29 protein-coding genes are annotated in these 26,104 nt (G+C 71.7%); 17 read left to right on the forward strand and 12 right to left on the reverse strand.

Annotation, left to right across the window (positions count from 1 at the left end; translation table 11 throughout):
* Nucleotides 1–520: 520 nt before the first annotated feature.
* Nucleotides 521–1,657: an HNH endonuclease signature motif containing protein gene (locus tag ACYVJ3_RS10695; RefSeq protein ID WP_460853118.1), complete on the forward strand. Its 1,137-nt coding sequence runs from the start codon at nt 521–523 to the stop codon at nt 1,655–1,657.
* 261 nt (nt 1,658–1,918) lie between these two features.
* Here ACYVJ3_RS10695 and ACYVJ3_RS10700 read toward each other — a convergent pair whose 3' ends face one another.
* Genes ACYVJ3_RS10700 through ACYVJ3_RS10720 form a run of 5 tightly spaced genes read right to left on the reverse strand, consistent with a single transcriptional unit; the run spans nt 1,919 to nt 4,115 of the window.
* Nucleotides 1,919–2,344 (reverse strand): hypothetical protein, encoded by a 426-nt coding sequence (locus ACYVJ3_RS10700; RefSeq protein ID WP_460852959.1) that lies wholly within the window; start codon nt 2,342–2,344, stop codon nt 1,919–1,921.
* Nucleotides 2,341–2,856 (reverse strand): DUF1990 family protein, encoded by a 516-nt coding sequence (locus tag ACYVJ3_RS10705; RefSeq protein WP_460852960.1) that lies wholly within the window; start codon nt 2,854–2,856, stop codon nt 2,341–2,343. Before ACYVJ3_RS10705 ends, ACYVJ3_RS10700 begins: the two co-directional genes overlap by 4 nt.
* A 3-nt stretch (nt 2,857–2,859) precedes the next feature.
* A complete protein-coding gene (locus ACYVJ3_RS10710) occupies nt 2,860–3,201 on the reverse strand; it encodes a hypothetical protein (RefSeq protein WP_460852961.1) in 342 nt (113 codons plus the stop codon).
* Between the two features lie 10 nt (nt 3,202–3,211).
* Entirely contained in the window at nt 3,212–3,439 is a 228-nt protein-coding gene (locus ACYVJ3_RS10715; RefSeq protein ID WP_460852962.1) for a DUF3107 domain-containing protein, read from the reverse strand.
* A gap of 37 nt (nt 3,440–3,476) precedes the next feature.
* On the reverse strand, nt 3,477–4,115 hold the full coding sequence (locus ACYVJ3_RS10720; protein ID WP_460852963.1) for a TetR/AcrR family transcriptional regulator: 639 nt from the start codon (nt 4,113–4,115) through the stop codon (nt 3,477–3,479).
* Between the two features lie 109 nt (nt 4,116–4,224).
* Between ACYVJ3_RS10720 and moeZ the strand changes: the two genes are divergently transcribed.
* The 3 genes from moeZ to ACYVJ3_RS10735 all read left to right on the forward strand — a co-directional run bounded on the left by moeZ (nt 4,225) and on the right by ACYVJ3_RS10735 (nt 6,276).
* Complete coding sequence (moeZ, locus tag ACYVJ3_RS10725) at nt 4,225–5,424, forward strand: adenylyltransferase/sulfurtransferase MoeZ (RefSeq protein WP_460852964.1); 1,200 nt, start codon at nt 4,225–4,227, stop codon at nt 5,422–5,424.
* 178 nt (nt 5,425–5,602) lie between these two features.
* Nucleotides 5,603–5,971 carry a DUF2510 domain-containing protein gene (locus tag ACYVJ3_RS10730; RefSeq protein WP_460852965.1) on the forward strand — a complete coding sequence of 123 codons (369 nt, stop codon included), beginning with the start codon at nt 5,603–5,605 and terminating at the stop codon, nt 5,969–5,971.
* Entirely contained in the window at nt 5,968–6,276 is a 309-nt protein-coding gene (locus tag ACYVJ3_RS10735; protein WP_460852966.1) for an MGMT family protein, read from the forward strand. The genes ACYVJ3_RS10730 and ACYVJ3_RS10735 overlap by 4 nt, the downstream gene beginning before the upstream one ends.
* 8 nt (nt 6,277–6,284) lie before the next feature.
* Here the strand turns inward: ACYVJ3_RS10735 and tpx are convergent, their stop codons facing one another.
* Nucleotides 6,285–6,776: a thiol peroxidase gene (gene tpx / locus ACYVJ3_RS10740; RefSeq protein WP_460852967.1), complete on the reverse strand. Its 492-nt coding sequence runs from the start codon at nt 6,774–6,776 to the stop codon at nt 6,285–6,287.
* A 58-nt stretch (nt 6,777–6,834) separates the two neighbouring features.
* On the opposite strand from tpx, the gene ACYVJ3_RS10745 reads away from it, so the two are divergent.
* From ACYVJ3_RS10745 to nudC, 3 genes are read left to right on the forward strand one after another with little or no spacing between them, the layout of a single operon-like run.
* A complete protein-coding gene (locus ACYVJ3_RS10745; RefSeq protein WP_460852968.1) occupies nt 6,835–10,011 on the forward strand; it encodes an ATP-dependent helicase in 3,177 nt (1,058 codons plus the stop codon).
* A complete protein-coding gene (locus tag ACYVJ3_RS10750; protein WP_460852969.1) occupies nt 10,008–13,145 on the forward strand; it encodes a UvrD-helicase domain-containing protein in 3,138 nt (1,045 codons plus the stop codon). Before ACYVJ3_RS10745 ends, ACYVJ3_RS10750 begins: the two co-directional genes overlap by 4 nt.
* 9 nt (nt 13,146–13,154) lie before the next feature.
* Nucleotides 13,155–14,060, forward strand: a complete 906-nt coding sequence (gene nudC / locus ACYVJ3_RS10755; RefSeq protein ID WP_460852970.1) for an NAD(+) diphosphatase — start codon at nt 13,155–13,157, stop codon at nt 14,058–14,060.
* Between the two features lie 3 nt (nt 14,061–14,063).
* Here the strand turns inward: nudC and ACYVJ3_RS10760 are convergent, their stop codons facing one another.
* Together ACYVJ3_RS10760 and ACYVJ3_RS10765 are read right to left on the reverse strand one after the other, a co-directional pair.
* Nucleotides 14,064–14,849: a hypothetical protein gene (locus tag ACYVJ3_RS10760; RefSeq protein ID WP_460852971.1), complete on the reverse strand. Its 786-nt coding sequence runs from the start codon at nt 14,847–14,849 to the stop codon at nt 14,064–14,066.
* Nucleotides 14,850–14,960: 111 nt separating this feature from the next.
* Nucleotides 14,961–15,212: a mycoredoxin gene (locus ACYVJ3_RS10765; RefSeq protein ID WP_460852972.1), complete on the reverse strand. Its 252-nt coding sequence runs from the start codon at nt 15,210–15,212 to the stop codon at nt 14,961–14,963.
* A 79-nt stretch (nt 15,213–15,291) separates the two neighbouring features.
* Here ACYVJ3_RS10765 and ACYVJ3_RS10770 point away from each other — a divergent pair, with 79 nt between their 5' ends.
* The 5 genes from ACYVJ3_RS10770 (at nt 15,292) to ACYVJ3_RS10790 (ending at nt 18,473) form a co-directional block, all read left to right on the forward strand.
* Nucleotides 15,292–17,346, forward strand: coding sequence for an ATP-dependent DNA helicase UvrD2 (locus tag ACYVJ3_RS10770; protein WP_460852973.1), 2,055 nt, complete (start codon nt 15,292–15,294; stop codon nt 17,344–17,346).
* A 92-nt stretch (nt 17,347–17,438) separates the two neighbouring features.
* Nucleotides 17,439–17,660 (forward strand): hypothetical protein, encoded by a 222-nt coding sequence (locus ACYVJ3_RS10775; RefSeq protein ID WP_460852974.1) that lies wholly within the window; start codon nt 17,439–17,441, stop codon nt 17,658–17,660.
* Nucleotides 17,661–17,764: 104 nt separating this feature from the next.
* Nucleotides 17,765–18,037 (forward strand): WhiB family transcriptional regulator, encoded by a 273-nt coding sequence (locus tag ACYVJ3_RS10780; RefSeq protein WP_460852976.1) that lies wholly within the window; start codon nt 17,765–17,767, stop codon nt 18,035–18,037.
* Nucleotides 18,038–18,075: 38 nt separating this feature from the next.
* A complete protein-coding gene (locus ACYVJ3_RS10785) occupies nt 18,076–18,237 on the forward strand; it encodes a hypothetical protein (RefSeq protein WP_460852978.1) in 162 nt (53 codons plus the stop codon).
* Nucleotides 18,238–18,311: 74 nt separating this feature from the next.
* Nucleotides 18,312–18,473 (forward strand): hypothetical protein, encoded by a 162-nt coding sequence (locus ACYVJ3_RS10790; RefSeq protein WP_460852980.1) that lies wholly within the window; start codon nt 18,312–18,314, stop codon nt 18,471–18,473.
* 15 nt (nt 18,474–18,488) lie between these two features.
* Here ACYVJ3_RS10790 and ACYVJ3_RS10795 read toward each other — a convergent pair whose 3' ends face one another.
* Together ACYVJ3_RS10795 and ACYVJ3_RS10800 are read right to left on the reverse strand one after the other, a co-directional pair.
* Nucleotides 18,489–19,313, reverse strand: a complete 825-nt coding sequence (locus ACYVJ3_RS10795; protein ID WP_460852981.1) for a hypothetical protein — start codon at nt 19,311–19,313, stop codon at nt 18,489–18,491.
* A gap of 132 nt (nt 19,314–19,445) precedes the next feature.
* On the reverse strand, nt 19,446–19,604 hold the full coding sequence (locus ACYVJ3_RS10800) for a DUF5679 domain-containing protein (RefSeq protein ID WP_181407747.1): 159 nt from the start codon (nt 19,602–19,604) through the stop codon (nt 19,446–19,448).
* Between the two features lie 147 nt (nt 19,605–19,751).
* Between ACYVJ3_RS10800 and ACYVJ3_RS10805 the strand changes: the two genes are divergently transcribed.
* The 3 genes from ACYVJ3_RS10805 (at nt 19,752) to ACYVJ3_RS10815 (ending at nt 22,365) form a co-directional block, all read left to right on the forward strand.
* Nucleotides 19,752–20,558: an enoyl-CoA hydratase/isomerase family protein gene (locus ACYVJ3_RS10805; RefSeq protein WP_460852982.1), complete on the forward strand. Its 807-nt coding sequence runs from the start codon at nt 19,752–19,754 to the stop codon at nt 20,556–20,558.
* A 333-nt stretch (nt 20,559–20,891) separates the two neighbouring features.
* Nucleotides 20,892–21,959: a PHP domain-containing protein gene (locus ACYVJ3_RS10810; RefSeq protein ID WP_460852983.1), complete on the forward strand. Its 1,068-nt coding sequence runs from the start codon at nt 20,892–20,894 to the stop codon at nt 21,957–21,959.
* Between the two features lie 10 nt (nt 21,960–21,969).
* On the forward strand, nt 21,970–22,365 hold the full coding sequence (locus ACYVJ3_RS10815; protein ID WP_460852984.1) for a M48 metallopeptidase family protein: 396 nt from the start codon (nt 21,970–21,972) through the stop codon (nt 22,363–22,365).
* On the opposite strand, the gene ACYVJ3_RS10820 is transcribed toward ACYVJ3_RS10815, so the two are convergent.
* Nucleotides 22,362–23,141 carry an inositol monophosphatase family protein gene (locus ACYVJ3_RS10820; RefSeq protein WP_460852985.1) on the reverse strand — a complete coding sequence of 260 codons (780 nt, stop codon included), beginning with the start codon at nt 23,139–23,141 and terminating at the stop codon, nt 22,362–22,364. The genes ACYVJ3_RS10815 and ACYVJ3_RS10820 overlap by 4 nt on opposite strands.
* 49 nt (nt 23,142–23,190) lie before the next feature.
* On the opposite strand from ACYVJ3_RS10820, the gene ACYVJ3_RS10825 reads away from it, so the two are divergent.
* Together ACYVJ3_RS10825 and ACYVJ3_RS10830 are read left to right on the forward strand one after the other, a co-directional pair.
* Complete coding sequence (locus tag ACYVJ3_RS10825) at nt 23,191–24,141, forward strand: glycosyltransferase (protein WP_460852986.1); 951 nt, start codon at nt 23,191–23,193, stop codon at nt 24,139–24,141.
* Nucleotides 24,138–25,037, forward strand: a complete 900-nt coding sequence (locus tag ACYVJ3_RS10830) for a glycosyltransferase family 2 protein (RefSeq protein ID WP_460852987.1) — start codon at nt 24,138–24,140, stop codon at nt 25,035–25,037. The genes ACYVJ3_RS10825 and ACYVJ3_RS10830 overlap by 4 nt, the downstream gene beginning before the upstream one ends.
* On the opposite strand, the gene ACYVJ3_RS10835 is transcribed toward ACYVJ3_RS10830, so the two are convergent.
* Entirely contained in the window at nt 24,970–26,034 is a 1,065-nt protein-coding gene (locus ACYVJ3_RS10835) for a phosphatase PAP2 family protein (protein ID WP_460853119.1), read from the reverse strand. The genes ACYVJ3_RS10830 and ACYVJ3_RS10835 overlap by 68 nt on opposite strands.
* Nucleotides 26,035–26,104: the final 70 nt, after the last annotated feature.

Here is a 26,104-nt window from a genome sequence, read left to right on the forward strand (position 1 = left end):
TACGTCCAACGATGTCTTGCTCGAGGCAAGACCCGACGCGACGCCCTCCGCCTCCTCAAACGAGCCATCATCCGCGAGCTCTACCCCGCCTTGACTCAATAGGAGCTTCGAAACCAACTTCGTGGCTGGTCGCTCCTGGCGGATGTTCTGAGTCGTCGACTGGCGGCCGCGCGGTAGCACGCCGCTCCCCGCCGTCAAGGATCCTCGCTTCGCTCGGCCCGCTCCGCGGCGCCTTCGGCGTCCTTGACCCCGGGTCCCTAGCGGCGTGCTTTCGGCGCGGATGGGCGGCGGCTCGCTTCGCTCGCGCCGCCGCTGACGCGGCCGCCCCGGGGTGATCGCTGTTGCGTTCGAAAAACGTCGAAATAAACCGAAAAACATCGTTCGAAAATGTTTAAAGCCTCGGGGATCGGGGGAGGACTCTGGTATGTCGGCCTCACCCACTCGCGACCACTCGCTCCTGGCGGCCGTGGAGGCCGCGCGCCGGTCGATCAGCGGGGTGGATGAGGTTCTGCCGGTGTACATGAAGCCGGACGACAAGGCCGCCGCGCTGGTCGAGATCGCGGCGTTGAAGGCCCAGGTCGACGAGTTGGAGCTGCGGGTCCTGGCCGGCTCGGGCGACCTGGCCCAGCACAACGGTGCGAAGGATGTTGGTCAGTGGCTGGCCCATGAGGCGCACCTCGACCCGCGCACCTGCCACGGCGAGCTCAAGCTGGCCGAGGCCCTCGACGAGAAGTGGCGCGTCGTGGGTGCCGGCATGCGAGCCGGGGCGGTCAACCGTGCCCAGGCCCAGGTGATCGTCTCCGCACTGGAGAAGCTCCCGCCCGAGATCGACCAGGTGACGACGCGTCGGGCCGAGAAGCACCTCGTCGAGCTGGCCGGCCAGTTCGGACCCCGCGAGCTGCGGACCCTGGGCGACCGGATCCTCGCCGTCGTCGCACCCGAGATCGCTGACGACGCCGACGCGAAAGCGCTCGAACGCGAGGAACGGTCAGCGCGGGTCAACACCTCGGTGCGGTTCAAGCGCCTCGGCAACGGGATCACCCGCATCATCGGTCAAGTCCCCGACGCCATCGCCGCACGGCTGGAGACCTACCTCGACGCCTACACGTCGCCTCGGCAGGACAACAAGGTCATTCCGCGCCACCGCAAGCTGGGCCAAGCGTTCTGCTCCCTGCTCGAGCACCTCGACCCCAACAAGCTCCCCGACCACGGCGGTGACGCCGCCACAGTGATGGTCACCGTGACGCTCGACGACCTGCGTCGCGACCTTGCGACCGCCGGCGTCATCGGCTCCCTCGACGGCGATCTCCGCATCACCGCCGACGAAGCCAGGCGGCTCGCCTGCACCGCCAAGATCATCCCCGTTGTCCTCGGCGGGAAGGGCGAGATCCTCGATCTCGGCCGCACGCAACGGCTCTTCAACTCGGCCCAGCGCAAGGCCCTCCGTCTCCGCGACAAGCAATGCCGCGCCGAGGGCTGCACGATCCCGGCCACCTGGTGCGAGGCACATCATTCACATCCGTGGTCACGCGGCGGGAAGACCGACCTCAACGACGGCGTGCTCCTGTGCAGCCACCATCACCACGTCGCCCACGACCCCCGCATGGTTCGTGAGGTCACCTCGACCGGAGCCTGGCGGTTCCACCGACGTCTCTAGACATCGTGTGGATCTGGAGCCACCACGTGGCCACGAATCCACACGATGGGGCCGCCGAAGGCGGCCGCATCGCGTCGGCGCGAGCGAAGCGAGCCGCCGACACCCGCGCCACCAGCCGTCCGGCCGGGTCCCGCGGTCAAGGACGGCCGAAGGCCGCCGCGCAGCGGGCCGAGCGAAGCGAGGATCCTTGACGGCGGGAGACGGACGGCTACGCGCGGCCGCTCAGTCGTCCAGACGAACGAGCCGCCGGAGCGACGAAGCTCAGCAGGCCCCCGGCCCGGCAGGGACGTTCCCGTAGTCGCGGCTGTCGTACCGCGCGCTGACAGGGCGACCCGCGACAGAGGTCTGGACGCACAGGGCGAACCACTCGTGCCGCACGATCGGGTGGACGGACCAGCCGCGTACCTGGGTGCCCGGAGCCAGCAGGTGCCGGGAGCGGGCGAGGCTCCGGACCGCGCGCAGCGTGCTCGGGTAGACCACGGTGGCGGCGTACTGGTCCTCGAGGGCCGTCGACAGTCGCTCGACGCTGTGCGTCGCGCGGTGCTCGGCAGCGCGGACCTGGGCCGGCGAGGGCATCGACCGCGGTGAGGGGCCGGGAGCGGGCGACGCACCCGGCACCGAGCAGCCGCTGAGGAGCCCGGCGAGGAGCACCGCACCGATGCGGCAGCGGGCAGGACCGAGCATCACGCCGGCAAGTCTGACGGCTCGGTCATCGCCTGGAGGTAGCGGGCCGTCATCAGGTCCTGCGCCCGTCTGCCGGCCGGGCCGGCGAGCCGGGCCAGGGGAGTGGCGGGACGCGAGAACGCCCGCACGGTCGCGCGTACGCCGGACCCGGCCGACTCGAGCAGGAACAGCTCCTCGCCGCGCTCGGGATGCCCGTCCAGCGTGCCGTAGGCGAAGCCGGCGCGGCCCACCTCGTCCACGACGGCGACGACGCGGCACGGCACCGGCAACGAGACGCGGGCCCGGGCGAGGCCGACGCTGAGCCGCATCACCACGTCCGCGCCGAGCGTGGCCGCGGGCTGGTCGTCCGGCACCTCGAGTCCGGCGGCGCGGTGCACGTCCCAGCTGAACAGCCGCAACGCGGCGGCTTCGAACGACACGCCCTCCACGACGCGCGACGAGGAGAGGTGCCGGTAGCGCGGCGGCAGCGCGGGGGCGAGGGTGGCGCCGACCTCGGCGTACGTGAGCGAGGACAAGGATCAGTCGCGCCGACGCATGCCGTAGACGTCGTACTCGTCGACGGGGTGGGCCGAGGCCAGCAGCTCGGAGGAGAGCCCGCCATCCACCTCGTCGAGCGTCGCGTCGACGAGCAGCTGCAGCTCGGGGGAGGGGTTGGTGACCCGCTCGGCGACCGGCGAGATCTTCCAGCCGGCATGACCGAGCTCGTTGAACAGCCCGACGAGCGTCACGTTCTTCTCGGCGACGAAGCCCTCGAACCCGTCAGCGGCCTCGATCAGGTAGACGGGCTGCGAGACGGCCAGCGCGGCGGCGTCGTACAACGGCACCCACAGGCGCGCGTAGGAGTACGACCGATCGTTCACACCGTCGAGTCTATGACCGGAAGCCGACCTGGCCCACGGTCGAACGGCCGATCTCGACGTACGCCAGCTTGGCGGTGGGGACCAGGGTGACCTTGCCCTTGGTGTCGGTCAGGGAGAAGACGCCGTCAGCGTCGAGCGCGGCCTTGAGCGCGCTGGCGACGCCCTCGTTGGTCTCGTCGGTCTCGATGACAAGCTCGCGGCCGACGTTCTGTACGCCGATCTTGACCTCGATGGTCATGGTGTCTCCTCAGGTTCGAACCGGTGGGAAGGAAAGTTCAGGAAGTGTGGTCCATCGGGTAGCCACCGATGCCGCGCCACAGCAGGCCACTGACCAGGGTGACGGCGTCGTCCCGGCTGATGCCGGCGCCGTCGGAGAGCCAGAACCGCGCGCTGACCTGGGCCATTCCCACGAGCGAGACCGCCAGCAGGCGGGAGGCTGCGGCCGGGAGACCGGTGTCCTCCTCGATCACCAGCGCGATCGCATCCGCGCACTCGACGGTGACCCGCTCGAGCTGGCGGCGTACGGCGTCGTCGTTGGTGAGGTCGGACTCGAAGACGAGCCGGAACGCACCGGTGTCGTGCGCGACGTAGGCGTAGAACGCCTCGACGGTCGCGTGCACGCGCTGCTTGTTGTCATGGGTCGAGGCCAGCGCGGCCCGGCAGTTCTCGATGATCGCGGTGCAGGACGCGTCGAGCAGCGCGAGGTAGAGCTCGTACTTGCCGGGGAAGTGCTGGTAGAGCACCGGCTTGGAGACGCCCGCCCGGTCGGCGATCTCATCCATCGCCGCGGCGTGGTAGCCGTTGGCGACGAACACCTCGAGCGCGGCGGACATCAGCTGCTGGCGGCGTTCACGGCGAGGCAGACGTACGGCGCGACTCCGGCCGGCCTCGACGTCGTACGACTCGCTCACCACGGGGCCGACCCTACTCGGCCTGCCCCCGCCTGAGACGATGGGCGTGCCGGGAACACCCCGTCGCCGGTCGACGTTGAGCCCGAGACAACCGAGAACGCAGGAGTACGCCGTGAGTTTCCCCCCGCTGGTCGAGCCGGCCGCCGAGCTGACCATCGACGAGGTACGTCGCTACAGCCGCCACCTGATCATCCCCGACGTGGGCATGGCCGGGCAGAAGCGGCTCAAGAACGCCAAGGTGCTGGTCATCGGTGCCGGCGGTCTCGGCAGCCCCGCGCTGCTGTACCTGGCCGCCGCCGGTGTCGGCACCCTCGGCATCGTCGAGTTCGACGAGGTCGACGAGTCCAACCTGCAGCGCCAGATCATCCACGGCCAGTCCGACGTCGGCCGCCCGAAGGCGATCTCCGCCAAGGAGTCCGTCGCCGAGGTCAACCCGCTGGTCAACGTGATCGTGCACGGCGAGCGCCTCGACAACGACAACGTCAAGGAGATCTTCGCCGGCTACGACCTCATCGTCGACGGCACCGACAACTTCGCGACGCGCTACATGGTCAACGACGCGGCGTACTTCCTCGGCATCCCCTACGTCTGGGGCTCCATCTACCGCTTCGACGGCCAGGCCTCGGTCTTCGCGCCCAAGCAGGTCGAGAACGCCCCCTGCTACCGCTGCCTCTACCCCGAGCCGCCGCCGCCGGGCATGGTCCCGTCCTGCGCCGAGGGTGGCGTGCTCGGTGTCCTGTGCGCCTCCATCGGCGCGATCCAGGTCAACGAGGCGATCAAGGTCCTCACCGGCATCGGCGACCCGATCGTCGGCAAGCTGATGATCTACGACGCCCTGGAGATGGAGTACACCAAGCTGCGGATCCGCAAGGACCCGAACTGCGCGCTGTGCGGTGAGAACGCGACGGTCACCGACCTGATCGACTACGAGTTCTTCTGCGGTGCCGTCTCCGAGGAGGCCGCCGACGCCGCGGCCGACGCGACCATCTCCGTCAAGCAGCTCGACGCGATGCTCAAGGAGCGCGAGGCCGGCAGCCGTGACTTCGTGCTGGTCGACGTCCGCGAGCCGGGCGAGTACGAGATCAACAAGATCCCGGGCTCGGTGCTGATCCCGAAGGGCGAGTTCCTCAACGGCAACGCCCTCGAGCAGCTCCCCTCCGACAAGCAGATCGTGCTGCACTGCAAGTCCGGTGTCCGTTCGGCCGAGTGCCTGGCGATCGTCAAGGGCGCCGGGTACGACGACGCCGTCCACGTCGGTGGCGGCGTGGTGGCCTGGGTCAACCAGATCGACCCGAGCCAGCCGGCGTACTGATGCCGTAACCCGGCGAGGGCGACCTCGTTGGGAAGACATACGCAGCCGAGATCCTGGTGTCCCCGGGGGCTGCACCAGAGAGGCCCCGTCCCACCGGCGGGGCCTTTCCGGTCCCTGACACACCATTGCCGGGCGTTCGTCGAGGTCGTAGCCTTCCGCCTGACCATCGGGGGTTGAGATGCAGGACTTCGTCGGGGGCTGGTTCCCCGATCCGACCGGGCGCTACGCGCGCCGTTGGTACGACGGCTATCGCTGGACCGAGGAGGTCGCGGTGGACGGGAACATCGCCCTCGACGCGCTCCCGCAGCACGGCGCGCCCTACCCTCCGCCCGCGCGCCGCGTGGCCGAGAGCCCGCGGCTCTCGTCGACGGCGGCGCGCGTCCGCCTTCCGGACGTCGTGGCGCAACCGCTGCTGCAGCAGATGGAAGGTGCCAAGCGGATGCGCTCCCGCAGCGCCGAGCGGCGGCGTGCGCGCCTGTTCGCGCTGCTGGTCGTCCTCGTGGTCGCCGCCGCCATCGCCTCGGTGCTCTGGTTGAAGTCGGCTTGAACGGCTCCGTGCACGAGGCGTACGTCGAGCGGGTGCTCGAGCTGGTCGAGCGGATCCCGCCCGGCCGGGTCACGACGTACGGCGCCCTCGCCGACGTCGCCGGAGGAGGACCCCGCCAGGTCGGCTCGGTGATGGCCCGGCACGGAGGTCCGGTGCCGTGGTGGCGGGTGATCCGTGCCGACGGCACGCCGCCGCTGTGCCACGACGGTCGCGCGGTGGCCCACTACGAGGACGAACGCACGCCGACCCTCCCCTCCGGGAAGGTCGACGTGCGTGCGGCGTTCTGGAGTCCTCGAGAGGACTGATCAGAGGATCAGGCGAGCGACGCGACGGCCGCGTCGTAGTCCGGCTCCTGGGCGATCTCGGGGACCAGCTGGGAGTGGACGACGTTGCCGGACTCGTCGACGACGACGATCGAGCGGGCCAGCAGGCCGTCGAACTTGCCGTCGACCAGGGCGACGCCGTAGTCCTCGCCGAAGGACGAGCGGAAGCCCGACGCGACGGTGACGTTCTCGATGCCCTCGGCACCGCAGAAGCGGGCCTGGGCGAACGGCAGGTCGTTGGAGACGCAGATGACCTGGGTGTTCTCCAGGCCCGAGGCGAGCTCGTTGAACTTGCGCACAGACGCGGCGCAGACGCCCGTGTCGACGCTCGGGAAGATGTTCAGGACGGCGCGCTTGCCGGCGGGCAGCGTGACCGCGGCGAAGTCGGAGCCGACCAGCTCGAAGGCCGGAGCGGCTGAGCCGACGGCGGGCAGGTCGGCGTTGGTGTTGACGGGGTTGCCGCCGAGTGCAGTGGTAGCCATGGGTCCTTTCCTAGCAGGTCGCGACGAAGCGTCGGAGGTGGGTGGTTGGCTAGCGCCCGTGAGCTACCGGATCGCGCCTCCCGCCGCAGCGCCCGACGTACCGCGGCTGGACGAGTTCCAGCAGCGGGTCGTCGACCACGGCAACGGGCCGCTGCTGGTGCTCGCCGGACCCGGCACGGGCAAGACCACGACCCTGGTCGAGGCGATCGTCGACCGGGTCGAGAACCGTGGCGCCCGCCCCGACCAGGTCCTCGCGCTGACCTTCTCGCGCAAGGCGGCCGAGCAGCTGCGCGACCGCGTGACCGTCCGGCTCGGGCGGACCATGGCGACCCAGCTCAGCTCGACCTTCCACTCCTTCGCGTACTCCCTGGTCAGGGAGTACGCCGCCGACGGGCTGTTCCCCGACCCGAGGCGACCACCGCTCCGACTGTTGTCGGCTCCCGAGCAGGAGGTCGTGCTGACCGAGCTGCTGCGGGAGCGCTCGCACTCGGTCGCGTGGCCGGACGGCCTGGCCGCGGCCCGGCGTACGCGTGGCTTCGCGCGCGAGCTCTCCTCGCTGCTCGGGCGCGCGACCGAGCGGGGCCTGGGATCACGGCGGCTGCGGGAGCTGGGCCGTGAGCACGGTCGGCCCGAGTGGGTGGCCGGCGCCGACTTCCTCGAGCAGTACGACGACGTCCTCGGCGACCAGAACGCGCTCGACTACTCCGCCCTCATCGCTACCGCCGTGGCGATGCTGCAGGACCCAAGCTCGGGTGTGCGCGACGACCTGCGGCGGCGGTTCAAGCACGTCTTCGTCGACGAGTACCAGGACACCGACCCGAGCCAGGTCGCGCTGCTGCGCGAGATCGTCTCGCCGTCGGCCGAGCTCGTCGTCGTGGGTGACCCGCACCAGTCGATCTACGGCTTCCGGGGGGCCGACGTGCGCGGGATCCTCGAGTTCCCCCAGCGGTTCGAGGGCGCCGACGTCGTGGTGCTGCGGACGACCCGCCGCTTCGGCCCGGAGCTGCTCGACGCGGCCCGCTCGGTCGCCGCCCGCCTCCCCGTCCCCGCCGGCCTGTCCGCCGACGACTCCGCGGCCTTCCGGTCGCCGCTCACCTCGCTGCCGGAGGGGTCGGGCGAGGTCGTCGTCCGCACCTTCGACACCGAGAGGGCCGAGGCCGAGCACATCGCCGACCACCTGCGCCGCGCCCACCTTGGCGACGGCCTGCCGTGGTCGGAGATGGCGGTCCTGGTGCGGTCGGGCGCTGCGATCCCGGGCCTGCGTCGTGCACTGGTCGCGGCCGGCGTACCCATCGAGGTGTCGGCCGACGAGGTGCCGCTGCAGCGCGAGCCGGCCATCGCGCCACTGCTCGACGCGCTGAACCTGATCGGCGACCCCGACTGGCTCGACCCCGACCGCGCCCACGGCCTGCTGCTCTCGCCGCTGGCGGGCCTGGACCCGACGGATCTTCGCGTCGTGGCGCGGGCCCTCCGGCAGCGCGCGCGTGCGGCCGGCGAGGCACCGGTCGGGTCGGCGGAGGCCATCGCCGCCGTGCTGCGGGACGTCGCGCTGCTCGAGGGCGTCGAGGGCGTGGGCGCCGACCGGATCCGCGGGTTCGCCGCGCTGATCGACGCCGGACGCGCCGCGCTCGACGGCGGCGGGACCGTCGAGGAGGTGCTCTGGGAGCTGTGGGACGGGACGTCCTGGCCGCGCCGGCTGCGCGCCGCCGCCGAGGCCGGCAACCGTCACGCCCACCGCGACCTCGACGCGATCTGCGCGCTCTTCGACTATGCGGCGCGGGTCGAGGAGCGGGTCGGTCGCACCGGCATCGTCGGGTTCCTCGAGACCCTGCGCGCGCAGGAGATCCCCGGCGACTCGCTCTCGCAGCGTGGCGCGGTGGGCGACGCGGTGCGGTTGATGACCGCCCACCGCTCCAAGGGTCTGGAGTGGCGACTCGTCGTGGTGGCCCACGCCCAGGAGGGCGCCTGGCCCGACCTGCGGCTGCGCTCGGGACTGCTCGGGGTGGACCAGATCGGCCACGGCGGGCTCGTCCCGCGGGCTTCGGTCCGCGAGCTGCTGGCCGAGGAGCGCCGCCTCTTCTACGTCGCCTGCACCCGCTCGCGCGAGCGGCTGATGGTCACCGCCGTCGCCAGCGCCGAGGACGACGGCGAGTCGGCCTCCCGGTTCCTGGCCGAGCTCGGTCTCGACATCGCACCCGAGAAGGTGCACCGCGTCGGACGGCCGCAGCGACCGATGTCCTTGGCCGGACTCGTCGCCGAGCTGCGCCGTACGCTCGCCGACGAGTCGCAGCCGCTCCCGCTCCGCGAGGCCGCCGCCCGCCGACTGGCGCGGCTGCCGGTCGCCGCCGCCGATCCCGCCAACTGGTGGGGGACCCGTGGCGCGTCCCGGTCCGAGCGGGCACTGCGGGATCCCGCCGACCCGCTGCGCGTGAGCGCGAGCATGCTCACGGCCATCGAGGCGTGCCCGACGCGGTGGTTCCTCGAGCGCGAGGCCGGGGGAGGTCAGCCCAGCAACCAGGCCCAGGGCTTCGGCAACGTGCTGCACGCGCTGGCCGAGCGTGTGGGCCGTGGCGAGATCGTGGCCGACAGCCACGACGAGCTGATCGACCTGCTGATGACCAAGGTCGACGAGGTGTGGGGCCAGATCCCGTTCCGCACACCGTGGTCGGCGGCCAAGGAGCGCGAGGAGGCGCGCGCGGCGTTGGAGCGGTTCGTCGCCTGGCACGAGTCCTCGAGTCGTACGCCGATCGCCTTCGAGCAGGGCTTCACGGCGCCGGTGACGTTGGCCGACGGCACCCGCGTGGTGCTCAACGGCTTCGCCGACCGGCTCGAGATCGACGCCGACGGGCGGATCGTCGTCGTCGACCTGAAGACCAGCAAGAACCCGCCGTACGACAAGGACCTGCCGCAGGACCCGCAGCTCGGCCTCTACCAGCTGGCCGCCGAGCAGGGCGCCTTCGCCGACCTCCTGCCGGAGGGCGCGGTCGGCGGAGCCGGCGGTGCCGAGCTGTGGCAGCTGCGCAAGTCGGCGTACGGCCGGCTCAAGGTGCAGCGGCAGGACCCGCTCGCCCCTGCTGAGGACGGCGAGGAGAGGCCGATCGAGGCACGGATGCGCCAGGCGGCCGAGCTGCTGCGCGCCGAGGTGTTCCCGACCAAGTACGACCCCAGCGGCTGCAAGTTCTGCGCCTTCCGCGTGCAGTGCCCGGCCTGGAACTCCGACGGAGTCATCTCATGAGGATCACCAGCCCGGCCGACCTCGCCGAGGTGATGGGCACCCCCTACCAGGTCAGCGAGGCGCAGTGGGCCGCGATCTCCGCGCCGCTGGATCCGGCCGTCGTCATCGCCGGCGCCGGCTCGGGCAAGACCGAGCTGATGGCCGCCCGTGTCGTCTACTGCGTGCACAACGAGCTGGTCACGCCCGACCAGGTCCTCGGCCTGACCTTCACCACCAAGGCCACCTCGGAGCTGCGCGAGCGCATCCGCCGTTACCTCCCGCCCGAGCAGGACGTCCCAGAGCCGACCATCTCGACCTACAACGCCTATGCCGCCAACCTGCTCAGCGAGCAGGGGCTGCGGATCGGTCACGAGCCCGACGTACGCGTCATGGCCGATGCCTCCCGCTACCAGCTCGCCGCCCGGGCGGTGGCCCGCCACCGCGGGACGATCGAGGCGCTCAGCGACCACCCGCCGACCGTCGTGGAGAACCTGCTGGCGCTCGAGTCGGCGATCAGCGAGCACCTGCAGACCACCGACGCCGTGCGCGAGCACGACGCGAAGGTGCGGCCCCAGGTCGAGGCGGCCCTCGAGACCGGCCCCAAGCTCGACCTGCCGCGGGTCCTCGCCGCGCTCGACAAGCGCGGCGAGCTGCTCGGCCTGGTCGACGACTACCGCCGGCTCAAGGACGAGCTCGGCCTGATGGACTTCTCCGACCAGGTCGCGCTCACCGCACGGCTGGTCGCCGAGCACCCCGACGTCGGCCGGGGCGAGCGCGAGCGGTTCAAGCTGGTCCTGCTCGACGAGTACCAGGACACCTCCGTCGCCCAGGCGCAGCTGCTCGCCGGCCTGTTCGGCGGCACCGCCGTCACCGCCGTGGGTGACCCCAACCAGGCGATCTACGGCTGGCGCGGGGCGTCGGTCTCGAACATCCTCAGCTTCCCCCAGCAGTTCGCGCGGACGCCGGACGCGCCGGCCACCGTCTTCCCGCTCGTCGTCAACCGCCGCTCCGACCGGCGCATCCTCGAGGTCGCCAACCAGATCGCCCAGCCCCTCTACCGCGCCTACCCGATGGTCGCGCCGCTCGAGCCCAAGCCCGACGCCGACGACGGCGAGGTGCGCACCCTCGTCCACGAGACGTACGCCGAGGAGCTCGACTGGCTCGCCTCCGAGATCCAGGCCGCCCACGACCGGGGCACGGCCTGGGGCGAGATCGGCGTGCTGACCCGCGACAACGCCAACGCCGCGGACGTCTTCGACACCCTGTCGCGCGCCGAGATCCCGGTCGAGATCGTCGGTCTCGGCGGGCTGCTGCGCCTGCCGGAGGTCGCCGAGGTCGTCGCGACGCTCACGGTGCTCGGCGACCCGACCGCCAACCCTGACCTGCTGCAACTGCTGAGTGGTCCACGATGGGTGATCGGTCCGCGTGACCTCGCGCTGCTCGGTCGGCGCGCGCGGACGCTGGTCGGCCGGCCCGACGGCGGTCGCGCCCAGGGCGAGCGGTCCGTCGAGGAGGCGCTCGCCGACGCCGTCGAGGGGTCCGACCCCGTCGACCTGCCGGCACTGGCCGACGCGTTGACCGACCCCGGCGAGCCCGAGGACTTCCCCTACTCCGCGCAGGCCCGCGAGCGGTTCGCGCTCCTCGACGAGGAGCTGCGGCGGCTTCGGCAGCACGTGGGGGAGCCGCTGCTCGACCTGGTCCGCCGCATCATCGACGCGACCGGCATCGACATCGAGCTCGCGGCGTCGGTGTCGCCCGCGGCCGCGGCCCGCCGCGACAACCTCGACCACTTCGTCCGCGCGGTCGCCGACTTCACCTCGATCGACGGCGCCCAGAGCCTGCCCGCGCTGCTGGCGTGGCTGGAGGCCGAGGACGAGCTCGGCGAGGGTCTCGACGTCGCCACCCCATCAGCCTCCGACTCGGTGAAGCTGCTGACCGTCCACCGTGCCAAGGGTCTCGAGTACGACGTCGTGTTCCTGCCCGGCTGGTGCGTGGAGAAGTTCCCGCACAAGACCCTGCGCACCCAGTGGCCGACCGGCCAGGCGGTCCTCCCGATCCCGCTCCGCGGCGACTGGGCGGATCTGCCCGCCTGGCGTGACGTGAGCGGCAAGGGGCTCAAGGAGTTCACCGAGGAGGCGCGTGCCCACCAGCTCCAGGAGGAGCTCCGCCTGGCGTACGTCGCCCTCACCCGCGCCCGGCACACGCTGTGGGTGTCGTCGTACCTCTGGCACGAGACCCGCAAGACACCCGTCGGGCCTTCGCCGTTCCAGGTGCAGGTGCGCGACGCCATCGCCCGCTGGGGCGCCGAGCCCGAGCGGTGGCTCGACCAGCCGGCCAAGGACACCGTCAGCCCGGTGTTCGGCCAGCGCGAGCCGGTGATCTGGCCGGTGACCGAGCGGTCGGCCGAGGCGTTGCGCCGCATCGCCGCCGCCGAGCTCCTCGCCGGCGTCGACCCGGAGGCGCCCGACGGCGACCTCGGCCCTGATGCCGAGCTGGTGGCGACCTGGGACACCGAGATCGAGCGGCTGCTCGCCGAGGCGGAGGCACGCGGTGCCGGAGCGGGCGAGGTCGCCCTGCCGACCGCGTTGTCGGCCACCTCGCTCGGTCGCCTGCGCGACGACGTGGACGGGTTCGGTCGTGACCTGGCCCGACCGATGCCGCGCCGGCCCTCACCCGCCGCCCGCTTCGGGTCGCGCTTCCACGCCTGGGTCGAGGCACGCTTCGGGCAGCAGGCGCTGCTCGACGTCGACCGGCTCAGCGACCGCGCCGACTCCGACGTGACGCGCGCCGACGAGGTCGAGCTCGACGAGCTGATCGCCCGGTTCGACGCGGGCGAGTTCGGCGACCGGGTGCCGGTCGCGGTCGAGGCGCCGTTCGCGCTCGTCCTGCGCGGCCAGGTCGTGCGTGGCCGCATCGATGCGGTGTACGCCGACCCCGAGGACCCGTCCGGCTACCTCCTCGTCGACTGGAAGACCAACGCGCGGGCCAATGCCGACCCTCTCCAGCTCGCCGTCTACCGCCTCGCCTGGGCCGAGCTGCACGGCATCCCGGTCGAGAAGGTGCGGGCGGGGTTCTACTACGTCCGCACCGGCCGGCTCGTCGTGCCCGACGGCCTCGCCGAGCGCGACGAGCTCGAGGCGATCCTCACGCCCTAGGCTCGGTGTGTGACCCCGGTGCACCAGTCGCTCAGCCAGAACCCGCACGACCGGCTCGGTCTGCGGCGTACCGACGAGGAGTGGCTCGCGTCGTCGTGGGCCGCGCCCTCCAGCCGCGTGCTGGTGATCGCCGGGACGCGGGTGCGTCCGGTCGACAACAAGCTCGTGTGGCTGCCGACCGCCGAGGCGCCGGCGGGCACGCGCCTGCTGCTCGGCGAGCGCGACGGCGTCACGTCCTGGGCGGTCGTCATCGACGCGGCTCTCGCCAAGGGCGAGGAGGGATGGCTGCCGCTGCGCGGCCTGCTGCCGGTGCTCACGACCGACCCTGTCGACGCGCCCCTGGTCTTCCACGCGATGGGCCTGGCCGAGTGGCACTGGGCCACCCGGCACTGCGTGGCCTGTGGCGCGAGGCTCGAACCACGGGCGGCGGGCCACGAGCTCGCCTGCACCGGTTGCGCCAAGCTGCAGTTCCCGCGCACCGACCCGGCCGTGATCATGCTGGTCACCCACGGTGAGCCCGGTTCGCCCGGCGAGCGCGCCCTGCTGGGCCGCAACAAGGTCTGGCCGCCGCGCTTCTTCTCCACCCTCGCGGGCTTCTGCGAGCCGGGGGAGACGTTGGAGGACGCCGTACGCCGCGAGGTGCTCGAGGAGACCGGCGTCCGGGTCGGCGAGGTCACCTACTTCGGCAACCAGCCCTGGCCGCTGCCTGCGAGCCTGATGATCGGCTTCCACGGCCGCGCGACCGGCGACGCGATCAGCCTCGAGGACGCCGACGTGGAGGAGGCGGTGTGGGTGACGCGCGCGGAGATGCGCGCCGGTGCCGAGGACGGCAGCCTCAAGCTCCCCGGCGGCGTCTCGATCAGCCGGTCGCTGATCGAGCACTGGTACGGCGGTCCGCTGCCCGGCGCCTGGTGACCCTCAGGGCTGCTCGGGCGCGGTGAAGCGAGCGAGCACCAGGCATCCGGCCAGCGTCAGCAGGAGGCCGGCGAGCGCCACCGGCGCCATCCCGTGGCGCACGCGATCGCCCAGCCAGGCCACGCCCACGGCGGTGGGCACGAGCGTCTCGACGACGAACGTGATGGCGGCGACCGCGGTCACCGCGGCCCGTGTGAGCGCGACACCGAAGGCGACCAGCGCGACCACCCCGTAGGCCGCGAGCGCCCAGACCGCGGGCTCGCGCCACGTCTGCCACCAAGGGGAGTGGACGTCGAGGACCCGGGCCGCGATGGCGGTGCCGCCGAAGCCGAGGCCGGCGACGGCGGCGAGGGTGGGACCACTCCAGCGGGCGCGTGAGGTGTACGCCGCCGCGCCGGCGACCACCACGGGTACGGCGATCGCGCACAGCCACAGCTCGCCGTGGGCTCCGATCGGAACGGCCGCACCCTCCCTGGCGGTCGCGGCGAGCGCGACCAGGCCGAGGCCGACCGCCCCGAGCGCGGCGATCTCGCGGCGACTCAGGCGTGCGCCGAGCCACCACACGGCGAGCAGCGCCGTCACCGCCACGCTGGAGGCGACGGCGGACTGGACCACGAACAGCGGCAGCCGGCGTACGGCCAGGAGCGAGGCGAGGAAGCCGAGGCCGTCGGCGACCAGGCCGCCGACGTAGATCGCCGGGCGCCCGGCGACGCCACGGGCCTGCATCACCGTGCCGACGCCGTACAGGACGGCGGCAGCGAGTGCACCGCAGAGCGCCAGAGCCATCACAGCGCCGAGTATGTCGCTGGATCGGGCGCGTCAGTCAGCGCCGGTCCACCCACGGTGCTTGAACCATGCCCACCTGCGTCGAGGTCGAGTCTCCCGCCACGGCGGCCGTCGTCAGCCGAGCGAGGCGAGCTTGGCCTTGACCTGGGCGAGGCTCGGGTTCGTCTGGGCTGCGCCGTCGGAGTACACCAGCGTCGGCACCGTCTGGTTGCCGTTGTTGACGGCCTCGACGATCTTCGCCGCGTCGGGCACCTGCTCGATGTCGACGACCTCGTAGGCGATGCCCTCGCGGTCGAGCTGCGACTTCAGGCGGTGGCAGTAGCCGCACCAAGGGGTGGAGTACATCGTGACAGCGGGCGTCGACATGCCTCCAGCGTACGGCGGCCCGCCCAGCTTCCCTGCCTCGCCCGCATCCCTGTCGGCAGCTCCCTCTAACCTCGTCCGAGTGAGCCGCCCCGACCTTCTCGACGGACTGGATCCCGAGCAGCGCGCCGTTGCCGAGGCGCTGCGCGGGCCGGTCCGCGTGCTCGCGGGTGCCGGCACCGGAAAGACCCGGGCGATCACGCACCGCATCGCCCACGGCGTGACCAGCGGTGTCTACGCCTCCAGCGAGGTCCTGGCGCTCACGTTCACCACGCGTGCTGCGGGAGAGATGCGCCAGCGCCTGCGCCAGCTCGATACGCCGGGCGTCCAGGCGCGCACCTTCCACAGCGCCGCGCTGCGCCAGCTGCGCTACTTCTGGCCGCACGTCACCGGCCATCAGGAGCTGCCCGCGCTCACCGACTCCAAGCTCGGCATGGTCGCGGGCGCGTGCCGCAACCTGCGGATCGCCGCCGACCAGGCGCTGCTGCGCGACCTCGCCTCCGAGATCGAGTGGGCCAAGGTCAGCAACATCCACGCCGACCAGTACGTCGAGATCGCGCCGACCCGCGGTCGTGAGGTCAGCGGTCAGCCCGCCGAGGTGGTCGCCCGCGTGATGACGGCGTACGAGGAGGTCAAGCGCGACCAGGGCCGGATGGACATGGAGGACGTGCTGCTCTACACGCTGGCGATGCTCGACTCCGACGAACGTGTCGGCGCGCAGGTCCGCCGGCAGTACAAGTGGTTCGTCGTCGACGAGTTCCAGGACGTCTCGCCGGTGCAGTGGGCGCTGCTCAAGCAGTGGCTCGGCGGCCGCGACGAGCTCTGCGTGGTCGGCGACCCGGCCCAGACCATCTACTCCTTCGCGGGCGCCGATGCGGCGTACCTCCGCGACTTCAAGCAGCACTACCCGAACGCCACCTCGGTCGAGCTGGTCCGCAACTACCGCTCGACCCCGCAGATCGTGACCGCCGCCAACGGCCTGCTCGCCGGCACCCCCAGCGCGAGCGTCGAGCTGCGCTCGCAGCAGGACGCCGGCTCCAAGGTGCAGTACGCCGGTCACCCCGACGAGGTCGCCGAGGCCAGCGCCGCCGCCGACCGCATCGTCCGGCTCAACCGCGCCGGCGTGCCCTACGGCGAGATGGCGGTGCTGTTCCGCATCAACGCCCAGTCCGAGACGTTCGAGGACGCTCTGGTCGACAGGGGAGTGCCCTACCTCGTACGTGGCGCGGCCCGCTTCTTCGACCGCGCCGAGGTGCGCGAGGCCGTCACCCGGCTGCGCGGCGCCGCCCGCTCCGAGGCGGCCGACGGGCACTGGACCGACGCCGTCAAGGCGGTGCTCGGCGGCATGGGCTGGGCGGCCGAGCCGCCGGCCACCCGGGGTCAGGTCCGTGACCGGTGGGAGTCGCTCCAGGCGCTCGTCGATCAGGCCGAGGAGCACGCGACCGAGGAGGGGCTGACCTCCAGCCTCGCGGGCTTCGTCGCCGAGCTCGAGCGCCGCGCCACCGAGCAGCATGCTCCCTCGGCCGACGGCGTCACGCTGGCGACCTTCCACGCCGCCAAGGGCCTGGAGTGGGACGCCGTCTTCTGCTGCGGGGTCCAGGACGGCACCGTCCCGATCACCTACGCGCAGCAGGCCTCCGACGCCGGCCGCCGCGACGCGGTCGAGGAGGAGCGTCGCCTGCTGTACGTCGGCATGACGCGTGCCCGCAAGGAGCTGTCGGTCTCCTGGGCCGCGGCCCGCAACCCGGGTCAGGCGCCACGCCGCAAGCCCTCACCGTTCCTGCTGCCGCTCCTGCCGGCCTCCGAGCAACCCCAGGCGACCCGCAGCCGCAGCAAGGTCGCCCGCTGCCGGGAGTGCAGCCAGCCCCTCGGCACGGCCGTGGAGAAGAAGCGCGGGCGCTGCGCCCACCACCCCGTCCGGTTCGACGAGGGCCTGCTCGAGCAGCTCAAGGTGTGGCGACGCGAGGCGGCCGACGGCAAGCCGGCGTACGTCGTCTTCACCGACGCCACGCTGGAGCTGATCGCCGAGGTCAAGCCCACCGACATCGGGGCCCTGGGACGCATCAGCGGCGTCGGTCCGGCCAAGCTCGAGAGCTATGGCGAGAGCGTCCTGGCATGTGTGGCAGAAAATAGTTGAGAAATAGGCAATAAATGATTTGCACGGCTCGTGAGGCCCTCACTACCGTGTTCGTCACACCCGCACCCGAGCACCCGAAGGAGGTGGCACCCATGGAGAACACGTTCGATAGCTACGTGAACGGCGGCATCGCCGTCCTCCCGTGCGCCGCTTCCGCCGCCGCGACCCTCGAGGTCCGCGTCGGTGCCGTGCGTGAGGTCCCGGCCGCTGCCGTCGCCGCCCGTCCGTGGGCCGTCGCGTTCACCGGCATGAAGCGCGCTGCCATCGCTACGGCCCACACCCAGGGTTCTCTCGCCTGGAGCCCGCCTCTCTGACACACCGACAGAGGCAGCCTCCAGGCCGCGGAACCCGACACGGGTTCCGCGGCCTTTTCGTTTCCCGCCCATCGCAACCGGTCCTTCGAAGGAGGTGACACAACATGACCATCGACTCTTCCGAGCTCCTGCTCGGTGAGCTGCGCCTGCCGTGCCGCCTGAACGACGGAGAACTCTGGTTCGCCGACGCGCCCTCCGACCTGGAGTTCGCGAAGGAGCTGTGCGGCGACTGCCCGGTGCGCTACGACTGCCTGGCCTCCGCCCTCGAGCGGGGCGAGCCGTGGGGCGTCTGGGGCGGCGAGATCTTCCTGGCCGGCGCGGTGATCCCGCGCAAGCGGCCCCGGGGCCGGCCCCGGAAGGACGCCGCGGCGGCCTGACCACTCCACCATCCGATCCGATCCTCAGGAGAACCACCATGACCCTCATCAGTGAGGAGCTGGTCCGTGCCGAACAAGCCGCACGGATCGCCACTGCCGACCGCCACCGACAGGTGCGACTGGCACGCGAGTACCGGTTGAGCCAGCGCGCGCAGCGTGCAGCGGCTCAAGCCCGACTCGCACTGGCACGCAGCCTGTGACCGGCTGCCACGAGACCCGCCCGGGACCGGGCGGGTCTCGTTCGCTTTTGACGGATCCGGCGTAGGTTCGAGCCGTGGTCCACTGCGACTTCTGTGGGAAGTCGGCGCCGGGCGAGCAGCCCCCGCTGACCTGGACGACCGCGGTCGAGCGCGGCCGTCGCCAGGTGTTCTGCGACGAGTGCTCGCGCGCGCACCTGCGCTCGATGGAGGCCAAGCTCGACAGCGAGTGGTGGTAGCCCCGCCTGCACCACTCAGGGCAGGTCGAAGAACGTGTCCCACGCGCAACCGCAGTCGGGGTGGCGCAGCCAGCGGGTGGTGAGCGGAGCCGCGGCGGCCGCCTCGGGGGCCGGGAGGTCGAGCGTCGCCGACCACGTGCTGGGCTCTCCGCCGGCGAGGTAGGCCCGCACGTCGTGGACGGCGCGGGCGAGCGCCTGCGTCGTGAGGAGGGCATCGAGGGGCTCCGGCGCCAGGCGTGCGGCGCGTGCGGCCTGCTCGACGAGCAGCCCGTGGCGCGGGTCGCGGTCGCTCTCGTGGGCGTCGAGGCAGCGCAGGCAGGCCGTCGCGCCCGGTACGACGAACGGTCCCACCCGCCACGAGCCCTCGACGAGCGCGACGACGAGGTGGGGGCGGCCGCGCTGGACGAGGTCGTCGGTGACCGCACGGCTGATCGGCCCGATCGAGAGCGCCAACGTGACGGCGCCGGCTGCGTCGTCGACCCGCAGCCCTGCGAGGTCGACGAGGGACTGCGCGCGTCGCACCAGCTCGGCACTCTCGGCCGTGATCGTGATCGTGTCGCTGCGGTCGGATGTCGATGGCTCGCTCGGTGCCGGTGCCGGTGCCAGGTGGCCGGCCTCCTCGAGATCGCCGAGGGCACGGCGGACCTCGAAGTCGTCGGCCGCCACCTCGGCCGGGTCGACCGCCAGCGGGTCGAGCGAGCGCAGCAGGTCGCGGATGGCCTCCGTGTCCGGCAGTCGTACGCCGCGGGGCCCCAGACCCACCTGCAGCGTCCGGTCGTCGCGGCGCAGCACCGGTCGTCCCGGCCTCAGCGACTGGTGGTTCCCGAGGATCAGTGCCATGTCAGCAGGGTCGCACCGTTGCGGCGTACGTGCGGGGCCTCTCCACAGGCCCGTGGCGGGTGGTGGAAAAACGTGAGCGGGCGGCCCCACCCGTAGGTGGTGCCGCCCGCTCGCGACGCAGTTTCGGGGCGCTCAGGCCTTGCCGAGGATGCGGTTGAGGTTGGTGCCGCACTCGGGGCACACGGCCTTGGCCATGCGGGTGCCCTTGTCGTTCACCTTGACCTCGCCGGTCGCCTCGCGCTTCGCCTTGCACTTCACGCAGTAGAACTCGCCGCTCCAGGTCTCCGCCATGACGGCCTCCTTGCTCAGATTTCTTATTGGTCGTCGCGACGGGGCGCAGATTGAACTGCTGGGGAAGCCCGCCGGGGCCACGAGCGTCGCTCAGGCCTTGGTCGACCCTACGGCACGCTCCTCCCCGGGCGCAGTAGCCTCCCCCGCATGTCTGAAGTGTCGCTTCCGGCCCTGACCCACCTCCGCCTCGAGCGTCCGAGTCCAGGAGTAGCCCTCCTCGTGCTCGACCAGCCCGATCGGCGCAACGCGATGAGCGACGAGATGACCGCCTCGTGGGTCGCTGCGATCGACCACCTGGCGGCGGATCCGACCGTGCGCGCGGTGGTGGTGACCGGGGAGGGCAAGGGCTTCTGCTCCGGCGGCGACCTGTCCTGGCTGGCCGCCGAGCCCGACGCCAGCGTCGACGAGCTGCGTTCGAAGATGCTGCCATTCTACCGGGCCTGGCTCTCGATCCGCCGCCTCGAGGTGCCCACGATCGCCGCCATCAACGGCGCTGCCATCGGCGCCGGCCTGTGCATGGCGCTCGCCTGCGACATCCGGTACGCCGCCGCCGGCGCCAAGATGGGCCTGCCGTTCACCCGGCTCGGCATCCACCCCGGGATGGCCGGGACCTATCTCCTGCCCGACGTCGTCGGGCCGGCTGCCGCCCGCGACCTGTTCCTGACCGGCCGGATCGTCGAGGCGCAGGAGGCGCTGGGTCTCGGCCTGGTCTCGCGGGTGATCGAGCCGGCGTCGTTCCTGGAGGAGGTCCTCGCGGCCGCGGCCGGGATCGCCGGTGCCGCGCCGATCGCGACGCGGCTGACCAAGACGGCCCTCCAGCGAGGGCACGCGAGCGTCGAGTCCTGCCTGGACTGGGAGGCGCTGGCCCAGCCGGTCACCCTCGCGACCCACGACCTCCAGGAGGGGATCCGCGCCGCGCAGGAGAGGCGTGACCCCGTGTTCCGGGGCCGCTGAGGGCGACCATGAGAGAGGCCCCCGACCCGCCTTCCGCGAGATTCGCCTTCCCCTTGCGAACCTTGCCGGCGACCCGGGGGCCTCATCTGGGGACGACGCTAGGAGCCTGTTCGGCGATGGTCAATGGCACGGGCGTGTCGCCTGTGGACAAGGTTGTGGACAGGCCTGTGGAACGCTGGGGAAAGCTGGGGGCGAGCCTGGGGAGGAAGCGGTGGAGAATGTGGATCAGCGTGTCGCGGGTATCGCCCGAGGCTGCGGAGAAACGGCGCTGACCTGCGCGAATGCGCAAACGACCGACCTGGGGAGAACTCCACCGGCTGTGGAGAAAAGATTGTGAGGCACGACATGCCCGAGAGCACGACGTACGACGGAACGCCGGTGGCTGCGCTGCGCCGGATCGCCTTCCTGCTCGAGCGCGGCCGTGCCGACAGCTACAAGGTCAAGGCGTTCCGGGGAGCCGCCGCGGCGATCTTGCCGATGGCCCCCGACGAGCTCGCCGCCGCGGCCGCGAGCGGGAGCCTGACCAAGATCGCCGGCGTCGGTGCGAGCACCGCCCAGGTGATCACGGAGGCGATCGAGGGACGCGTCCCGGAGCGGCTCGCCGCCGCGGAGGCGGAGTACGGCGCACCGCTGAACGCCGGCGGCGTCGGCGACACGCTGCGCCAGCGGCTGCGCGGCGACCTCCACTCCCACTCGGACTGGTCCGACGGCGGCTCGCCGATCGAGGAGATGGCCATGACGGCGATCGAGATCGGTCACGAGTACCTGGTGCTCACCGACCACTCGCCCCGCCTGCGCGTCGCCAACGGTCTCAGCGCGGAGCGGCTGGCCAAGCAGCTCGGCGTGGTCGACGCCGTCAACGAGCACCTCGGGGGAGGGTTCACGCTGCTCAAGGGGATCGAGGTGGACATCCTCGACGACGGCGCCCTGGACCAGACCGAGGAGATGCTGGCCCGCCTCGACGTACGCGTCGCGAGCGTGCACTCCAAGCTGGCGATGGACAAGGACGCGATGACCCGTCGCATGGCCAACGCGGTCCGCAACCCGTTCACCAACGTCCTCGGGCACTGCACGGGACGCCTGGTGACCGGCGCCCGGGGGACCCGGGCCCAGTCCGCGTTCGACGCGCGCAAGGTCTTCGAGACCTGCGCGGAGGAGGGGGTGGCGGTCGAGATCAACGCACGGCCCGAGCGACGCGACCCGCCGACCCAGCTGCTCGAGCTTGCCCGCGACATCGGCTGTGTGTTCTCCATCGACTCCGACGCCCACGCGCCCGGACAGCTCGACTTCCCGGTCCTGGGCTGCGAGCGGGCCGAGACGGCCGGCATCGAGGCCGACCGGATCGTCAACACCTGGCCCCGTGAGCGTCTCCTGCAGTGGGCTGCATCACGTCTGTCATAGGGTCGGGCGCATGGTGGAGCCGAGCTCGGTGACGGGGCAGGTCAAGCGACTGGCCCGGTTGCGCCGTACGCCGGACGCCGACCTCATGCGCCGCGCCGAGCGACTCAGCGACACCTACCTCGGCGGGCTCGCCGTGCCGACCTCGGTCTCCTGGGTCTCCAACCAGAAGTCCCGCTGGGGCTCCTGCACCCCGGGCGACCGGACGATCCGGCTCTCCGAGCGGCTCCGGAAGATGCCCGACTGGGTCATCGACTACGTGCTCGTGCACGAGCTCGCGCACTTCCTCGAGCCGCAGCACGACGACAAGTTCTGGGCGTGGGTCCGCCACTACCCGAAGGCCGACAAGGCGCGCGGCTACCTGCTGGGCTGGTCCGACGCCTCACGCGTCGTCCCGCCCCACGGCTAGAGGCCCAGGCCACCCTCGGCGAGCGCGGCCACCACGGCGTCGTACGTCGCCTCGTCGGGCGCGGCCACGATGCCTCCGGCCATGCCCTGCGGGTCGAGCGCGCCGCCGTCGTGGCGCCCGATCGTGCCGCCCGCCTCGGTGAGGATCAGGGCGCCGGGCACGTGGTCCCAGGGCATGGTGCGGGTGTAGACGATGGTCCGGGCGTCGCCGGCGATCAGGTGGGGGTAGTCGACGCCGCAGCAGGCCCAGGTGAGCTCGAGGGCGCCGAGGCCGGGGAGGTCCTTGCCGACCCAGGCCCGGCGGGCGGTCCGGTACGGCGCCGCCGCGTCGCTCGCGACCGTGAGGCGCTCGCCGTTCAGGTAGGCGCCCGCACCGCGCTCGGCGACGTAGGACCGCTCGTGCTGGGGCTGCCAGATCCAGCCCCGGGTGATCTCGCCCCGCACGACCTCGCCGACCATGACGGCGTGGTCGGGGGAGCCGTTGACGAAGTTCTTGGTGCCGTCGACCGGATCGACGGTGAACGCGTGGTCGGCCTCGGCGTAGGCCTCGATCAGCGACGGGTCGGCCGCCATCGCCTCCTCGCCCAGGACGAGCGCGGAGGGGTACGCCGCCCGCAGCGCGTCGGTGATCAGCTCCTCCGACTCGTGGTCGGCGATCGTGACCAGGTCGCCCGGGTTCTTCTCGGAGACCTCGGCATCGGCCAGCGCCCGGAAGCGTGGGTTGATGACCTCGGCGGCGACGTCCTGGAGCAGGGCGAGAACCTCAGCGGTGTCCACGGACACCACGCTAGTCGGAGCGTCCGCGCGACGCCGTAGGGTGTCCGCCGTGGGCGAAGATCGGGCCGTCGTGGCGGTGGTGGTGACCTTCAACCGGCTTCCCCTCCTGCAGCGCCTGGTGCCTCGGCTCCGGGAGATCGCGGCGGTCGAGCGGATCGTCGTCGTCGACAACGCCTCGACCGACGGGACCGTCGAGTGGCTGGGTGGTTTCGATACGTCCTCGCCCAGCGGCTCGGGCTACTCGACCCACGACGTGCCGGTCGACGTGCGAGCGCTGACGACGAACACCGGGGGAGCGGGCGGCTTCCACGAGGGCCTGCGGGTGGCGATCGAGGAGACCGACGCCGACCTGGTCTGGCTGATGGACGACGACGGACTGCCCGACGCCGACTGCCTCGACCTGCTCCTGCAGCAGGACGACCTCGACTTCTGGGGGCCGCTCGTCGTCGACGAGGAGCGGCCCGACCGGCTGGTGTTCCCGATCCGGCTGCCCGGCGGGACCAGGGTCGTGCACGCGCTCGACGACGTCCGCGCGGCAGCACGCGACGGACGCCTCGACGACATCGTCATCCCGTTCAACGGCGTCCTGGTGACGCGCGAGCTGGTCGAGATGATCGGCTACCCGCGCGCCGAGTTCTTCATCTGGGGCGACGACCACGAGTACCGTCTCCGCGCCGAGGCGGCCGGTGCCCGGATCGCCACCGTCGTCGACGCGACCGTGCGCCATCCGTCGGTCGGGAACCTCGGGACGCCGATGATGTTCGGGCGGACGACGTACAACCACAGCCCGAGCGAGCTCAAGCACTACTGCATGGCGCGCAACAACACCCTCAACCTGCGGACCTACCGCGGCTGGGTCCACGTGCTGCTGTTCTGGGTCAAGACCGTCTGGTTCTACCTGTTCACCATGCCGCAGCCCGGACGGATCGCGACCAGCGCGAGAGCGGCGTACGCCGGGCTGCGCGGCGACTTCACCGGCCACGAGAGGTACCTGCGATGAGGGTGGCCGTGGTCGTGGTGACCTACAACCGCGCCGACCTGCTGGCGGAGATGCTCGACGGGCTCGCGAAGCTCGACCGTGCGCCCGACGGCGTGATCGTCATCGACAACCACAGCACCGACCACACGCCCGACGTGCTCGCCGCCAGCACGCTCGTGGGGCTGCAGACGATCCGGACGACCGACAACCTCGGCGGGGCGGGCGGCTTCCACGCCGGGCTCAAGGCGGCGTACGACCAGGGGTTCGACGCGATGTGGCTGATGGACGACGACGTCGTCCCGGCACCCGACTGCCTGACCCGGCTGCTCGAGGTCGACGCCAGCTGCCTGATCTCGGTCCGTGAGGACAAAGCGGGCACCCTCATCGAGAAGGCCGCGATCCGCTTCGACCTGCGCAACCCGCTGGCGATCCGGCCCAAGACGGCCAGCATCGACTCGGCGTACCGGACCCGCAGCGCGATGCCGGCGACCGTCGAGGTGCAGAACGTCGCCTTCGAGGGCTTCCTGGTACGCCGTGAGGTGGTGGACCGGATCGGCTTCCCCGACCCGGGCTTCTTCATCTTCTACGACGACGTCGACTACGCCATCCGCGCCCGCCGGGCGGGTTTCGCGATCCTCGCGGTGCGCGATGCGGTGCTGGTGCGCCAGCTGGGCTTCGACCAGCAGCACGACCTTTCCGGGTGGAAGGGCTACTACATGTACCGCAACCTGTTCGTCGTGCACTTCCGCTACGGCGAGAACCCGCTGGTGCGGCTCAAGCCGTGGCTGATCGCGGTCGCGGTGGTCGTGCTGAGCCCCCTGCGGGGCGGCCGGGCCGAGGCCCGCAACGTCATCCGAGCGGTGCGGGACGCGCGTCGGATGCGCCGACCAGATCCGTCGGCTCTGTCGGCCCGCTGAAGCCTTCGCTGCGGCGCAGCCGTGGACGCAGCCCGACGTGGTTGCCGGTCGCCATCGCGGAGATCCACACCGCGAACGAGCCGACGGCGAAGCCGCCGAGGATGTCGGTGAAGAAGTGCCAGCCGAGGTACATCGTGCACAGGATCGTGATCACCAGGAACACCCAGGCGGTCACCTTGATCCAGCGCTTGAGGCCGAACAGCGTCACGGACAGGCAGATGGTGGTCATGATGCCGACGTGCAGCGACGGGAACGCCGCGATCGTCTGGAGCGTGCCGGAGGCCCACGGGTGCGCGAGCACCGCCTGGTGGTCGGTCAGCAGCGTGCTCTCGAGATCGGTGACGTAGGTGTGCGGCAGCGTGGCGAACATCTGCGGCGAGGAGTAGATCGGGCCCAGCGTCGGCACGGCGACGTACAGCAGCGCACCGAGCACCCAGTCGACGGCGACGGCCGTGACGTACCAGGAGCCGGCGCTGGTGTGGCGGGTCCAGACGAGCGCGACCGCGATCGAGACCGGGACCAGGGCGATCCAGAGGATGTACGCCGTGGAGAAGAGATGTGCCGCGAGGTGGGTGCCCAGCACGTGGTGCAGGACCTCGGCCGGGTTGTGACCGCCCCAGATCGCGCGGTCGATGGCGGCCAGCTTCGTGTCGTACAGGTGGTGGTTGACGAACGGCGCCATGTTCTTGACGTTGCGGAACGTGGCGTAGCAGAGGTACCAGGCGAGCAGGCCGCTGAGCGCGAATGCCCACTGCTTGGCCGGCCAGCGCTCGCGCATCACCGAGCCCACCTCGCGGCGCTTGATCATCCGCGGGACCACGTCGAGCGCGATCGCGGCGAGCAGGATGAGCGGGAACCGCAGCATCGTGTCATCGGGGTCGCGCACCGGGAGGTGCTCGCCGATCGCCATCACGATCATCACAGCGGTCAGCAGAAGGCCGCAGACCCACGCCAGCCCGAAGAGCCGTGCGGAGCGCAGCACGGTACCGACGTTCATCACGCCGCTGAGGATAGTTGACGCAGAACACGGTGTGGCGCGGCTCTCCGAGTCCCGGTTCCCGCAGAGG

Source organism: Nocardioides montaniterrae (genome assembly GCF_054782655.1).

Bases quoted from the DNA above. Each gene is read 5' to 3' on its own strand.
- ACYVJ3_RS10750 (WP_460852969.1), top strand. From the start codon at position 10,008: ATGAGGATCACCAGCCCGGCCGACCTCGCCGAGGTGATGGGCACCCCC.
- ACYVJ3_RS10715 (WP_460852962.1), bottom strand. From the start codon at position 3,439: ATGACCATCGAGGTCAAGATCGGCGTACAGAACGTCGGCCGCGAGCTT.
- ACYVJ3_RS10730 (WP_460852965.1), top strand. From the start codon at position 5,603: ATGCAGGACTTCGTCGGGGGCTGGTTCCCCGATCCGACCGGGCGCTAC.
- ACYVJ3_RS10765 (WP_460852972.1), bottom strand. From the start codon at position 15,212: ATGTCGACGCCCGCTGTCACGATGTACTCCACCCCTTGGTGCGGCTAC.
- tpx (WP_460852967.1), bottom strand. From the start codon at position 6,776: ATGGCTACCACTGCACTCGGCGGCAACCCCGTCAACACCAACGCCGAC.
- ACYVJ3_RS10795 (WP_460852981.1), bottom strand. From the start codon at position 19,313: ATGGCACTGATCCTCGGGAACCACCAGTCGCTGAGGCCGGGACGACCG.
- ACYVJ3_RS10835 (WP_460853119.1), bottom strand. From the start codon at position 26,034: ATGAACGTCGGTACCGTGCTGCGCTCCGCACGGCTCTTCGGGCTGGCG.
- ACYVJ3_RS10830 (WP_460852987.1), top strand. From the start codon at position 24,138: ATGAGGGTGGCCGTGGTCGTGGTGACCTACAACCGCGCCGACCTGCTG.
- ACYVJ3_RS10785 (WP_460852978.1), top strand. From the start codon at position 18,076: ATGACCCTCATCAGTGAGGAGCTGGTCCGTGCCGAACAAGCCGCACGG.
- ACYVJ3_RS10800 (WP_181407747.1), bottom strand. From the start codon at position 19,604: ATGGCGGAGACCTGGAGCGGCGAGTTCTACTGCGTGAAGTGCAAGGCG.
- ACYVJ3_RS10695 (WP_460853118.1), top strand. From the start codon at position 521: ATGAAGCCGGACGACAAGGCCGCCGCGCTGGTCGAGATCGCGGCGTTG.
- ACYVJ3_RS10805 (WP_460852982.1), top strand. From the start codon at position 19,752: ATGTCTGAAGTGTCGCTTCCGGCCCTGACCCACCTCCGCCTCGAGCGT.
- ACYVJ3_RS10775 (WP_460852974.1), top strand. From the start codon at position 17,439: ATGGAGAACACGTTCGATAGCTACGTGAACGGCGGCATCGCCGTCCTC.
- ACYVJ3_RS10780 (WP_460852976.1), top strand. From the start codon at position 17,765: ATGACCATCGACTCTTCCGAGCTCCTGCTCGGTGAGCTGCGCCTGCCG.
- ACYVJ3_RS10815 (WP_460852984.1), top strand. From the start codon at position 21,970: ATGGTGGAGCCGAGCTCGGTGACGGGGCAGGTCAAGCGACTGGCCCGG.